At 70.7% G+C, this 12,414-nt stretch carries 14 protein-coding genes; 9 read left to right on the top strand and 5 right to left on the bottom strand.

Going from position 1 to position 12,414, the window contains the following annotated elements; translation table 11 throughout:
* Nucleotides 1–10: 10 nt before the first annotated feature.
* Nucleotides 11–868 carry a hypothetical protein gene (locus tag ABZ342_RS08910; RefSeq protein ID WP_360470456.1) on the bottom strand — a complete coding sequence of 286 codons (858 nt, stop codon included), beginning with the start codon at nt 866–868 and terminating at the stop codon, nt 11–13.
* 360 nt (nt 869–1,228) lie between these two features.
* Between ABZ342_RS08910 and arc the strand changes: the two genes are divergently transcribed.
* Nucleotides 1,229–3,031 (top strand): proteasome ATPase, encoded by a 1,803-nt coding sequence (gene arc / locus ABZ342_RS08905; protein ID WP_155544114.1) that lies wholly within the window; start codon nt 1,229–1,231, stop codon nt 3,029–3,031.
* A gap of 49 nt (nt 3,032–3,080) precedes the next feature.
* Here arc and ABZ342_RS08900 read toward each other — a convergent pair whose 3' ends face one another.
* Nucleotides 3,081–4,004: a DMT family transporter gene (locus ABZ342_RS08900; protein ID WP_360470453.1), complete on the bottom strand. Its 924-nt coding sequence runs from the start codon at nt 4,002–4,004 to the stop codon at nt 3,081–3,083.
* Between the two features lie 96 nt (nt 4,005–4,100).
* Here ABZ342_RS08900 and ABZ342_RS08895 point away from each other — a divergent pair, with 96 nt between their 5' ends.
* Entirely contained in the window at nt 4,101–4,946 is an 846-nt protein-coding gene (locus ABZ342_RS08895; protein ID WP_360470450.1) for a DUF3626 domain-containing protein, read from the top strand.
* On the opposite strand, the gene ABZ342_RS08890 is transcribed toward ABZ342_RS08895, so the two are convergent.
* Together ABZ342_RS08890 and ABZ342_RS08885 are read right to left on the bottom strand one after the other, a co-directional pair.
* Entirely contained in the window at nt 4,923–5,816 is an 894-nt protein-coding gene (locus ABZ342_RS08890; RefSeq protein WP_360470448.1) for a TIGR03620 family F420-dependent LLM class oxidoreductase, read from the bottom strand. The two genes, ABZ342_RS08895 and ABZ342_RS08890, sit on opposite strands and share 24 nt — an antisense overlap.
* Before the next feature lie 68 nt (nt 5,817–5,884).
* On the bottom strand, nt 5,885–6,223 hold the full coding sequence (locus ABZ342_RS08885) for a metalloregulator ArsR/SmtB family transcription factor (RefSeq protein WP_155544110.1): 339 nt from the start codon (nt 6,221–6,223) through the stop codon (nt 5,885–5,887).
* 45 nt (nt 6,224–6,268) lie between these two features.
* Between ABZ342_RS08885 and ABZ342_RS08880 the strand changes: the two genes are divergently transcribed.
* Genes ABZ342_RS08880 through ABZ342_RS08870 form a run of 3 tightly spaced genes read left to right on the top strand, consistent with a single transcriptional unit; the run spans nt 6,269 to nt 8,193 of the window.
* On the top strand, nt 6,269–6,607 hold the full coding sequence (locus tag ABZ342_RS08880; protein WP_155544109.1) for a hypothetical protein: 339 nt from the start codon (nt 6,269–6,271) through the stop codon (nt 6,605–6,607).
* Nucleotides 6,604–7,533: an aldo/keto reductase gene (locus ABZ342_RS08875; RefSeq protein ID WP_360470444.1), complete on the top strand. Its 930-nt coding sequence runs from the start codon at nt 6,604–6,606 to the stop codon at nt 7,531–7,533. Before ABZ342_RS08880 ends, ABZ342_RS08875 begins: the two co-directional genes overlap by 4 nt.
* Nucleotides 7,534–7,581: 48 nt before the next feature.
* Entirely contained in the window at nt 7,582–8,193 is a 612-nt protein-coding gene (locus tag ABZ342_RS08870; protein WP_360470442.1) for a hypothetical protein, read from the top strand.
* Here ABZ342_RS08870 and ABZ342_RS08865 read toward each other — a convergent pair.
* Entirely contained in the window at nt 8,184–8,702 is a 519-nt protein-coding gene (locus ABZ342_RS08865) for an NUDIX domain-containing protein (RefSeq protein ID WP_360470439.1), read from the bottom strand. The two genes, ABZ342_RS08870 and ABZ342_RS08865, sit on opposite strands and share 10 nt — an antisense overlap.
* Before the next feature lie 42 nt (nt 8,703–8,744).
* Here ABZ342_RS08865 and dop point away from each other — a divergent pair, with 42 nt between their 5' ends.
* The 4 genes from dop (at nt 8,745) to prcA (ending at nt 12,381) form a co-directional block, all read left to right on the top strand.
* Nucleotides 8,745–10,247 (top strand): depupylase/deamidase Dop, encoded by a 1,503-nt coding sequence (gene dop, locus ABZ342_RS08860; RefSeq protein ID WP_155544106.1) that lies wholly within the window; start codon nt 8,745–8,747, stop codon nt 10,245–10,247.
* Between the two features lie 86 nt (nt 10,248–10,333).
* Complete coding sequence (locus ABZ342_RS08855) at nt 10,334–10,528, top strand: ubiquitin-like protein Pup (RefSeq protein ID WP_013226725.1); 195 nt, start codon at nt 10,334–10,336, stop codon at nt 10,526–10,528.
* A 147-nt stretch (nt 10,529–10,675) separates the two neighbouring features.
* Entirely contained in the window at nt 10,676–11,530 is an 855-nt protein-coding gene (prcB, locus tag ABZ342_RS08850) for a proteasome subunit beta (protein ID WP_155544105.1), read from the top strand.
* Between the two features lie 53 nt (nt 11,531–11,583).
* Nucleotides 11,584–12,381 (top strand): proteasome subunit alpha, encoded by a 798-nt coding sequence (gene prcA / locus ABZ342_RS08845; protein WP_155544104.1) that lies wholly within the window; start codon nt 11,584–11,586, stop codon nt 12,379–12,381.
* Nucleotides 12,382–12,414 lie beyond the last annotated feature (33 nt).

Below are 12,414 nucleotides of genomic sequence, written 5' to 3'. Positions count from 1 at the left end.
CGGCGCGGGCTCACGAGCCGTCCGCCTTCACGTTGGACAGGCACCACAGGCCGGATTCCTTCTGGGCCGACATCGTGCCGACCTTGGTCTTGCTGCCGTCCGTCGCCGAGTAGCGCACGGTGGACTTGTCCCCGGTGTCCTGCGGCGTGCCGGTCAGCTTCACCGTGACCTTCGGGATCTCGCCCGTGGTGCCCTCGAAGACGCTCCGGCAGATGGTGTCGGCCAGCGCCTTCTCGTCGCCCGCGTTGTAGGCGGCGATCGTCGTGTCGAACAGGTCCTGCGAGCTGTCCTTGCCGGACGGCGCCGGCCCGGAGGCGGCTTTGGTGCTCTTCGTCGACGGGCTGGACGGCGAGGTCGTCTTGCTCTTCGGGGCCGACGTCTTCGGCGCGGACGTCGGCGCCGCCGAGCTGCTGCTGGCAGGGGGTGCCGCGGTGTTGCCGTCGTCCTGGTTGGCCAGGACGAACCAGGTCACGCCGCCGCCGACGAGGACCACCGCGGCGGCCGCGATGCCGACGATGAGCCCGGTCTTCTTTTTCCTGGGCGGGGGAGCGTCGCCGAAGCCGCCGCCCCCGTACTGGTCGTAACCGCCGAAGCCCGGCTGCTGCTGGGGCTGGCCCCACTGGTCCTGCTGCCCGTACTGCGGGTAGCCCTGCTGGGGCTGAGGGCCCGTCTGGGGCGGGTAACCGCCCTGCTGCGGCTGGCCGTAGGGGTCGGGCTGGCCGAACTGCTGGGTGCCGCCGTAGCCCGGCTGGGGCTGCGGGCCGCTCTGGGGGTAGCCGCCGGGCTGCTGGCCGTACGGCCCGGGCTGCTGCCCGTAGCCGCCGGGCTGCTGCCCGTAGCCGCCCGGTTGCTGCGGCGGGTAGGTCATGGGTGGTGCCCCCTCGCGTCAAGACGGTGACCCGGCCCTGGAGCGGCCGACGTCGGCCCGATGCTAGCCATCGCGGGGGACCGCCGCGCGGTTAGGGCGGAACTGGCCCGAATCGTCATCCACGGGCGCGGTTGGGCCGTCCCGGGGGCGGGTACTCCCGACGTGCTTGGTTCGTCCTGGCCCGGATCGGCCCGCGACGCGCCGGGGCCACGGCACCGAAATGGCCTCTTGCGCTGCGGGAATGTCCGTGCTGGACCAGGCGAGGAAACCGCGACGCGCCGATCTTGTGATCCGGAAAGGCCTTTTCTTGTCGGTGATCGCCGGTACCGTGGAATGAAAAGCACTCCGAGGAGGTGCCCGATGCATCATGACCTTCCCGGAGGTCGGCGCGAGGAGGCCGACCCTTCAGCAACATCCGGAGCTGGGACGACGGCGGACGAGCAGGCTCGGCAGATCCGTTTTCTCGAGGAGGAAGTGGCGCTGCTGCGCCGCAAACTGACCGACTCGCCACGGCAGAACCGAGTGCTCGAACAGCGGCTCGCCGAGGCGTCGGAAAGGGTGAGCCAGCTCACCGAGCGCAACACCAAACTGGTCGAAACCCTGCGTGAGGCGCGAGGACAGCTCCTCGCGCTGCGTGAGGAAGTCGACCGGCTGGCCCAGCCACCGTCCGGGTACGGCGTCTTCGTCGAGGCGTACGAGGACAACACGGTGGACGTCTTCACGGCCGGCCGGAAGATGCGGGTGTCGGTATCGCCCGCGGTCGAGCTCTCGTCGTTGCGTCGCGGCCAGGCGCTGCGGCTCAACGAGGCGCTCACCGTGGTCGAGGCCGGCGGATTCGAACGCACCGGCGAGGTGTGTGCCTTGCGTGAGGTGCTCGCCGCCGACGTCGAGGGCGGCAGCCTTCGCGCGCTGGTGGTCGGGCACGCGGACGAAGAGCGGGTGGTCCTGCTCTCCGATCTGCTTGCCGAGCAGCCGCTCAAGCCGGGCGACTCGCTCCTGGTCGACTCCAAGGCCGGCTACGCGTACGAGCGCGTGCCGAAGGCGGAGGTCGAGGATCTCGTGCTGGAGGAGGTGCCCGACGTCCGCTACGAGGACATCGGTGGCCTCACCCGGCAGATCGAGCAGATCCGCGACGCGGTGGAACTGCCGTTCCTGCACGCCGACCTGTACCAGGAGTACCAGCTGCGCCCGCCCAAGGGCGTCCTGCTCTACGGCCCGCCGGGCTGCGGCAAGACGCTCATCGCCAAGGCGGTCGCGAACTCGCTGGCCAAGAAGGTGGCCGCGGCGCGGGGCGACAACGAGGACGGGAAGTCCTACTTCCTGAACATCAAGGGTCCCGAGCTGCTCAACAAGTTCGTCGGGGAGACCGAGCGGCACATCCGCCTGATCTTCCAGCGAGCGCGGGAGAAGGCCTCCGAGGGCACCCCGGTGATCGTGTTCTTCGACGAGATGGACTCGATCTTCCGGACCCGTGGGTCGGGCGTTTCGTCCGACGTGGAAACCACGATCGTGCCCCAGCTGCTGTCGGAGATCGACGGTGTCGAAGGCCTGGAGAACGTCATCGTCATCGGCGCCTCCAACCGCGAGGACATGATCGACCCGGCGATCCTGCGGCCGGGCCGGCTCGACGTCAAGATCAAGATCGAGCGTCCGGACGCCGAAGGCGCGAAGGACATCTTCTCCAAGTACCTGGCCGAAGGCCTGCCGATCCACGCCGACGACCTCGCCGAGTTCGGCGGCGACGCCAAGGCGACGTTCGACGCGATGATCCAGCACACGGTCGAGCGGATGTACGAGGAGAGCGACGAGAACCGGTTCCTCGAGGTGACCTACGCCAACGGGGACAAGGAGGTCCTGTACTTCCGTGACTTCAACTCGGGCGCGATGATCCAGAACATCGTGGACCGGGCGAAGAAGTCGGCGATCAAGTCGGTGCTCGAGACCCAGCAGCCGGGTCTCCGCGTGCAGCACCTGCTCGACGCGATCGTCGACGAGTTCGCGGAGAACGAGGACCTGCCCAACACCACCAACCCGGACGACTGGGCCCGGATCTCCGGCAAGAAGGGCGAGCGGATCGTCTACATCCGCACGCTCGTCACCGGCAAGAACCAGGACTCGGGGCGGGCGATCGACACCGCCACGAACACCGGTCAGTACCTGTAGTCCGACGCTCGATGGGGCGGTCGCTTCGGCGGCCGCCCCATCGGTGTGTCTAACGGCTGACGAGTGCGGGTTCGGGCCTGCGTCGCCGCAGGCGTCCGTGCGCGGCGAGGATGCCCAGCACCACCAGGAGCGCGCCGGCCGGCTGGTTCCAGCTCACCGGTTCGCCCAGCACGAGCACGCCGAGCAGCACTCCGACCACGGGTGTGAGGTAGGTCACCGCGGAGGCGTTGGCCGCGCCCCAAGCGGCGATGATGCGGACGTTCCAGACATACGCGATGCCCGTGCCGAACACGCCGAGCGCCACCATGCTCGCCACCACCGCCAGGTCCAGGTGGACCGGCGTCGCCGCGACCACCGGGGCCAGCAGGCCGAGGATGACCGTCGCCGAGCCCGTCTGGCCGAACGCGACGACGACCGGGTCCACCCCGCGCGGCGAGACGAACCGGCGCATGTAGACGAAACACGCGCCGTAGCAGGTGGTGGCGCCGAGACAGGCGAGCTGCGCGGTCAGCTGGTGCGAGACGTCGACGCCGTGCCACACCCCGACGATCGTGAGCACGCCGAGGAAACCGAGCGACAGGCCGAGCACCCGAGGCGGCGTGAACCGCTCTTCGGGCAACGCCGCGGCGGCCAGCAGCATCGTGATGAGCGGGGTCGTCGCGTTGAAGATACTGGCCAAACCGGACGAAATGTACTGCTCAGCCCACGAGAACAACAGGAACGGCACGACGCACAACAGCACCGAGACCACCGCGAGATGGCCCCACAGCACGAGATCCCGGGGAAGCGGCCGCCGGCGCACGAGCAGCACGGCAGCCAGCGCGAGAGCGCCCAAAGCGACCCGCGCGAGGGCGACCTGGCCGGGGGAGAGCCCGGCCAGTCCGACCTTGATGAACAGGAAACTCGCACCCCAGACGACGGCCAGCAGCGCGAACCGCACCGTGACGCCGAACCCCGTAGCTCCGAACCGCATGCGCGCAGTCAAGCCGGGCCGCCCGGCGCGAAGCCAGCGGTTTTCGGACGTCTCGATGTGTATAACGACCTATACTCGTCGGGTTAGGATGGCGCCATGGCGTGGGGGAGTGAACCGTGGCAGCGAGCGGTCGCGCACGTGGCAGGCCGCGTGTCGGGGCCGCCGCTGGCCGGCGACCTGGCCGTCACCGTGCACTTCCACCCGGACCGCCTGGTGGGCGGGGTGTCGTTGCTGCGGCACCTCGTCGCGGACGGCGTGTACCGCTCGCAGTTCGAGACGGGCACGAGCAACGGCGGCCTGACCGCCCACGCCGGCGGCGACCGCTGGCGCTGGGAGCACCGCATCTTCGGCGGGGTCTACGACGACCAGCCGCCGTCGGCCCGCCCGAAGTACGGCTCGCTCGACTACCGTCGCCGGCCGGCGGGTGGCTCTGTCCGGTTCGGCTCGTCGCACTTCCGGCTGAGGCGGGAAGTGCTCGCGCGCACGACGTTCTGCTATCCGGACAGTTTCGCCGAGCCGGAAGACTTCGGGACCGCCGAGCACATGCCGCTGGTGGCGCTCGCCGAGGCGGACACGCGGGACGAGCTCGACGACCACATCGAAGCCCACGTCCACGGCCCGCTCCGCCTCGCGACCGACGTCGAGGCGCTCGTGCTGGACCCGGCGTTCCGCGGCACCGATGTCGAGGCCGCGGCCGGCGAGCTGCCGTTTCCCACGTGCTGGCACCACGGGTTCCGGCTGCCGGTCGAGGTCCTGGCCGAGCACGCCGACTTCCGGGGCGAAGAAGTCGTGCGGGCCGGCAAGGAGATCGCCGAGGACGGCCGGCTGGACGCGCGCGTCATCGGCGACGCCGTCCGCGCCGGCCGGCACGATCCCCAGGTGCTCAAGTGCGTCTGGCACTGCACCGCGCGGTTCGGCCTACGCGGTGACTTCGGCGGGTAGCAGCGCTTCGGCGAGCCGCCGCCAGTGCGGCATGGCCGACGTGCCCGGTTCGGTCCCGATCACCTGGATGCCGACGTGGTCGGCGCCGGCGTCGAGGTGGGCGCGCAGCTTGCCGGTGATCGTGTCGAGGTCGCCCCAGGCGACGAGGTCGTCGACGAGCCGGTCGCTCCCGCGGCCGCCGTCGATGTCCGCCTGCGTGTAGCCGAGCCGGCGGAACTTCGCGATGTTGTACTCCGACGTGAGGTACGGGTGCAGGTGAGTGCGGGCGATCTCCCGTGCTTCGGCGGCGTCGGTTTCGAAGAGCACGGCTTGCTCGACGCCGAGGAACGGCCGGTCACCGAGGACCGCCCGTGCCTGGGCGGTGTGCTCCGGCGTCACGTGATAGGTGTGGGCGCCCGCCGACCGGTTCCCGGCCAGCTCCAGCATCTTCGGTCCGTACGCGGCGAGCAGGCGCCGGACCGGCGACCGCGGCGCGGGGTTGCCGCTGGTGACGGCGTCCAGGGCGTCGAGGAAGTCGCTCATCGCCCGCAGCGGCTTGGTGCCGGGCTTCCCGGCGCCGAGACCGAGGCCGAGCAGGTGGCGGTCCGGGTAGGCGTCGGCCAGCAGCAGGGCCGCGGTCTGGGTGTAGCGCGGTTCGCGCGACCAGATCCGCGCGATCCCGTTGACGACGTTCAGGCGTTCGGTGGCCGACAGGAGGAACCCGGCGTGCGTGAGGGCTTCCCGGCCGTCGGTCTCCGGGATCCAGATCGCCGGCCAGCCGAGTTCTTCCAGTTCCCGCACCGAATCCCGGATCAGGCCGGCCGGCTGGTCCTCGAAGTCGAACGTCCAGATCCCGTAGCGGCCGAGCCGCATGTTCTCGATCGAGCTCATAAATCGAAGTATCGCAGAATTACGATATGAGTCAACCGGCGGTCCGTCGAGGCGGGGGAGGGGAGCGGTCAGAGCGAGTGGCCGAGCACGGCGACGAACTCGGCGATCCGGGCCTCGTCGCGCTTGTAGTGCGTCCACTTGCCGACGCGGGTCGCGCGCACCAGGCCGGCACGCTGCAGCGACGCCATGTAGGCCGACACGGTCGACTGGGCGAGGCCCAGCTTCTCCTGGATGTGGCTCACGCACACGCCGACCTCGACGGGGTCGGCGATCGCCCGGTCGACCGGAAAGTGCCGCTCGGGCTCCCGAAGCCACCGCAGCACCTGCAGCCGCACCGGGTTCGCGAGCGCCTTGAACACGTCGAGCAGCTGCTCGACGTCCGGCTGGGATTCGGTGCGTGTCGTCATGGCTGGTTCGAGTATATCGACGTATAACGACCTATACTCCGGGCCGTGACCGAAGAAACCCGCCGGCCTCGCGCGCCGATCACCGAAAACGACGTCCTGGCCTGGCTGGAGACCACGGCCGCCGCCGTCCAGGCGGGGGAGGTGAGCGCCCAGGAGCTCATCGACATCCTCGGGGAGCTCCGCCGGGCCTCCGCGGCCTGTGCCGACGCCTCCGACTGGGCCCTGCTCGCCGCTCGCGAAGGCGGCGCCAGCCTCCGTCAGATCGCGCCGGTCTTCGGCAAGGGCTACGTCCGGGCCCCGGCCGCGCGCCTCGAGAAGCTCCACCGCCAGGCGCAGAACGCCGACCAGTGGCTGGCCATCCTCCGGCACAAGCAGACCGCGTGAACCGCCTCGCGCTCGGCCTGGCCGCGCTGGGCCGGCCCGCCTACATCAACCTGGGCCGCGAGGGCGCTCTGCCCCCGGAGCGGGACGTCGAATCCATGCGCGCGGCGACCTTCGCGGTGCTCGACGACGCCTACGCCGCCGGGATCCGGCACGTCGACGTCGCCCGGTCGTACGGGCGCTCCGAGGAGTTCCTGGCCGGCTGGCTCGCCGAGCGCGGACACACCGGCGTCGAGGTCTCCAGCAAGTGGGGCTACGCGTACGTGGGGGACTGGCGGCTCGACGCCGACGTGCACGAGGTGAAGGAGCACTCGGCGGCGCGGTTCGCGGCGCAGTGGGCGGAAACCCTGGCGCTGCTGGGGGATCGGGTCGGCCTGTACCAGGTGCATTCGCTCACTGTGGACAGTCCGCTGTTCACCGACGAGCCCCTCGTCGAAGCCTTGGCGGAGCTCGCCGCGAACGGTGTCGCGGTCGGGTTCTCGACGTCCGGGCCGGCACAGGCGGACGCGATCGAGCGGGCCTTCGCGCTGGAAGTGGCCGGGCGTCCGGTGTTCTCGGCGGTGCAGTCGACGTGGAACGTCCTGGAACCGTCCACGGGGCCCGCGCTCGCCGCGGCGCACGCGGCCGGGAAGCGCGTGCTCGTCAAGGAAACCTTGGCGAACGGCAGGCTCGCGGTGGAAGCGCCGAAGGCGGTCCGTGACATCGCGGCGGCGCACGGGACCGGGCCGGACGCGGTCGCCGTCGCGGCGGTGCTGGCGCAGGAGTGGGCCGACGCGGCCGTCATCGGCCCGGCGAGCCCGGCTCAGCTGGAGGCGAACCTGCGCGCCACGACGCTGGAGCTGGGTGCGGCGGACCGGGACGCGTTGGCCGGGCTCGCCGAAGAACCCGGTGCGTACTGGCGACACCGGTCCTCCTTGGCGTGGGACTGAGCGGCTGCACTACCCTTCGCAGGCACGAAACCGACGACAGGAGGCCGGGTGCGTCATCGTCAGGTGGTCGCCTTGGCGGCGGTCGCGCTGGTGGGCCTGACGGCCTGCGAAGGGCCCGATCCGAACAACCTCGAGACGTACTACGACGATCCGGCGCCGACGTCCGCCCCGGTCGCGACCACCGAAGTGCCGGTGAGTCCCGCGAAGGCGGCTCCGGTCACGCCGCCGGCGCCCGATGCCGGTCTGCTCGCGGAGCAGGCGTTGCTGTCCGACGCCGACGTCGCCGAAGAAGGTGTGCAGCCGGGCTCGAGTGAGCTTGCCGGCTGCCTGGCGGACGGGCCGTCGGCGGCCAGCCGGACCGCGACCTGGCGCTATTCCAGCGGGTCGGAGCTGAGCCACCGCGTCTTGGCGTTCCCGGACGGATCGGCCGCCCAAGCCGTCGCGGACAACGAGTGCGACGGCAAGACCGTGAGCGTCCCCGCCCAGCCCGGTGTCGAGCGGCAGCAGGCCTGGTGCGACGGCAAGACCTGCACGGTGATGCTGGCCAAGGGAAGGCTCGTGTCCGAGCTGACGGTCTCGGCGAGCACCGGGACCCGCGCGGTGGACGCGGCGAAGCGGCTGCTGCCGGCGATGACGGCGAAGCTCGCGGCTCAGCCGTAGCGGCGGAACCATTCCTGGACGCCTTCGCGGCCGTCGGGGATGAAGGGGAGTTCGGGCGCCGGGTCGTCGATCCAGGCGCGGAGCTCTTCGAGGGGGATCCAGCGGCCTTCGGCGATCTCCTCGGCCTGGTGGTGGATCGGGCCGTCCCAGCGGACCTCGAAGGCGAAGTTGTGGCAGCGGTTGCGGCCGTCGTCGTAGACCTTGGTGAACAGCGGTACGGGTTCCACCCCGTGGACGCCTAGCTCTTCGGCCAGTTCGCGGCGGGCGCACTCGGCCGGTGACTCGCCCGCGGCGACCACGCCGCCGGCCCAGCAGTCCCAGGTGGAGGGCCAGATGTCCTTCACGGCGGTGCGCAGGTGCACGTAGACGGCTTTCCCGTCACCCGAACGGACCAGCACGACGCCGGCGGCGTGCCACAGGCCCTCGGCGCGGACCCGGGAGCGAGTGGTCGTGCCGACGGTGGAGCCGGCCTGGTCATAGAGCGCAACGAGTTCGTCACTGCCTGGCATGGGTGCATCGTTCCACTAGGACGACCCCGTAGGGTGGTGGACATGCGGCGGATCATGGGAACCGAAGTCGAGTACGGCATCTCCGTGCCGGGCGACGCGACGGCGAACCCGGTACTCACCTCCACCCAGGTCGTGCTGGCCTACGCGGCCGCGGCCGACATCCCGCGCGCCCGGCGGGCGCGGTGGGACTACGAGGTGGAGTCCCCGCTGCGCGACGCGCGCGGGTTCGACCTGACCGGGCCAGGCGGGCCGGGCCACGACCCCGACGTCGAGGACCTGGGCGCGGCGAACGTCATCCTGACCAACGGGGCGCGACTGTACGTCGACCACGCGCACCCGGAGTATTCGGCGCCCGAGGTGACGAACGCGCGCGACGCGGTCATCTGGGACAAGGCGGGCGAGCGGGTGATGGAGGAGGCCGCGCTCAAGGCGGCGTCCGTGCCCGGCCAGCCCCAGCTGCAGCTGTACAAGAACAACGTCGACGGCAAGGGCGCGAGCTACGGCACGCACGAGAACTACCTGTGCGCGCGGTCGACGCCGTTCACCGCGATCATCGCCGGGCTGACGCCGTTCTTCGTGTCGCGGCAGGTGGTGACCGGCTCGGGCCGCGTCGGGATCGGCCAGCAGAGCGAAGAAGCCGGCTTCCAGCTCTCCCAGCGTGCGGACTACATCGAGGTCGAGGTCGGCCTGGAGACCACGCTCAAGCGCGGGATCATCAACACCCGGGACGAGCCGCACGCGGACGCGGACAAGTACCGCCGGCTGCACGTCATCATCGGCGACGCGAACATGTCGGAGTACTCGACGTACCTGAAGGTCGGGACGACGGCGCTGATCCTCGACCTGATCGAGTCGGGCATCCGGTTCGACGACCTGAAGCTGGACGAGCCGGTGCGCGCGGTGCACCAGATCAGCCACGACCCGACGCTGAAGGCGCAGGTGGCGCTGGCGAACGGCAAGAAGTACACCGGGCTGGACCTGCAGTTCGCCTACCACGAGATCGCCTCGCAGAACCTGGAGCGCACGGGCGCGGACCAGGCGTCGAAGGAGGTCCTGCGGGTCTGGGGCGAGATCCTGGACGCGCTGGCGCGCGACCCGCAGGAGTGCGCGGACCGGCTGGACTGGCCGGCGAAGCTGCGGCTGCTGGAGGGGTACCGCCAGCGGGACAACCTGGCGTGGGGCGCGCCGCGGCTGCGGCTGGTCGACCTGCAGTACTCGGACGTCCGGCTGGCGAAGGGCCTGTACAACCGCCTGGTGACGCGCGGGTCGATGAAGCGGCTGGTGACCGAGGAAGAGGTGCTGGCCGCGGTGACGACGCCGCCGTCGGACACGCGGGCCTACTTCCGGGGCCGGGCGCTGGAGAAGTACGCGACGTCGATCGCGGCGGCGTCGTGGGATTCGGTCATCTTCGACGTGGGCAAGGAGTCGCTGGTGCGGATCCCGACCCTGGAGCCGCTGCGCGGGACGAAGGCCCACGTCGGGAAGCTGCTGGACGAGTCGGCGACGGCGGAAGACCTGGTGGAGGCGCTCACCGGTTCGGACTAGGTGGGACGCACCAGTGATCGCGGCGTTGCCCCGAATGTCGGGGCCGCTGGGTAGGCTAGGAAACATCAGCCACACCGGGAGGCGAGATGGCCCAGGAAAAGATCGAAAAGCACGGCGGCGGCGACTCTGACGAAGAGTTCGACGACACCGGCGCGGCGGGTCAGGAGCGACGCGAGAAGCTCGGCGAGGACGTGGACACGATCCTCGACGAGATCGACGACGTGCTCGAAGAGAACGCCGAGGACTTCGTCCGGGCCTATGTGCAGAAGGGCGGCGAGTAAGCCGCTCGGGGCGCCACGCCCTTGCCGACCGTTCAGCCGGCGGCCGGGGTCTCGCGTGGTGGTGACCGCGTCCGCGTGCGGGCGGTGGTGACCGGGCGCGGGGCCTCTGGTCCGCGAGGCCCGCACAGATGGGATTTTTGAGCACGTATGGACAACACCAGGGGCATCTCGGGTCCCGCGCTGCCGGCCGCGTACTTCTCGTCGGCGACGTCGTCGTTTTCCGACTTCCTGCGCGCGCAGGCGCCTGAGCTGCTTCCCCAGCGGAAGGTCTCGCCGGGCGCGGCGGAGCTGGGTGTGCCGCACGGGACGACCATCGTCGCCTGCACCTTCGCGGGCGGCGTGCTGATCGCGGGCGACCGGCGGGCGACGTCGGGCAACCTGATCGCGAGCCGGGACATCGAGAAGGTGCACGTCACCGACGAGTACTCGGCCGTGGGCATCGCGGGTACGGCGGGCCTGGCCGTGGAGATGGTGCGGCTCTACGCCGTGGAGCTGGCGCACTACGAGAAGATCGAGGGCGTTTCGCTGTCGCTGGACGGCAAGACGAACAAGCTGGCCGGGATGGTCAAGGGCAACCTCGAGATGGCGATGGCCGGGCTGGCGGCGATCCCGTTGTTCGTGGGCTACGACCTCGAGGCCGAGGACGCCAAGCACGCCGGGCGGATCGTCTCGTACGACGCCGCCGGCGGGCGCTACGAGGAGAACGGCGGCTACGCGGGCATCGGCTCGGGTTCGCTGTTCGCGAAATCCGCGCTGAAGAAGCTGCACGACCCGGACGCCGACGTCGAGGGCGCCGTGCGCGTCGCGGTCGAAGCGCTGTACGACGCGGCCGACGACGACACCGCTTCGGGCGGCCCGGACCTGGTGCGGCGGATCTTCCCGAGCGTCGTGACGATCACCGCGGAGCGCGGTGCCGTCCAGCTGCCGGAGTCGGAGACGGCGGCCGTCGCGGAAGCCGTGGTGGCGGGGCGGATCGAGCGCCACCAGAGCCGGCTCTCCTGACCCCGGGCTGAACCAGTGAACGTTGGAACACCGAAGAACCTGGAGCGCACACCGTGACGATGCCGTTGTATGCCTCTCCCGAGCAGCTGATGCGGGAGCGTTCCGAGCTGGCGCGCAAGGGCATCGCGCGTGGCCGGAGCGTGGTGGTGCTGAAGTACGCGGGCGGCGTGCTGTTCGTGGCGGAGAACCCGTCGGCGACGCTGCACAAGGTGTCCGAGATCTACGACCGGATCGGCTTCGCGGCGGTCGGGCGCTACAGCGAGTTCGAGAACCTGCGCGTGGCGGGGATCCGGCACGCGGACCTCAAGGGCTACCAGTACGACCGGCGTGACGTGAGCGCGCGGGCGCTGGCGAACGCCTACGCGGCGACGCTGGGCAGCATCTTCACCGAGCAGCTGAAGCCGTTCGAGGTCGAGGTCTGCGTGGCGGAGGTCGCGGCGACCGCGGCGGAGGACCAGCTGTACCGGCTGACCTACGACGGGTCGATCTTCGACGAGCCGCAGTACATCGTGATGGGCGGCCAGAACGAGAAGATCGCGGCGAAGCTGAAGGAGACGTTCGAGGACGGCCTGGACCTGCAGGCGGCGCTGGGTGTGGCGGTGGCCGCGCTGCGGACGCCGACCCAGCCGGCGACGACCTCGTCGACCTCGTCGGCCGGGTCCTCGTCTTCGTCCACCTCGCCGGCGAACGGCAACGGCGAGGCCGACCCGATCAAGCTGGAGGTGGCGGTCCTGGACCGCGACCGCCCGCGTCGCTCGTTCCGTCGCCTGACGGGCACGGCGCTGGACTCGCTGCTGCCGGTGCCGGACCCGCAGGGCGAGGAGCCCGAGGGCAAGCCGGAAGGCGAGTAGGACCACCCGAAGGCGGGGGCGTGGACGCGCCCC

This window comes from Amycolatopsis sp. NPDC005961 (assembly GCF_040629235.1).
Classification (GTDB): Bacteria; Actinomycetota; Actinomycetes; order Mycobacteriales; family Pseudonocardiaceae; genus Amycolatopsis; species Amycolatopsis camponoti.
The sequence above is the reverse complement of the archived record's forward strand: the minus strand, read 5'-3'. Positions and strand labels throughout refer to the sequence as shown.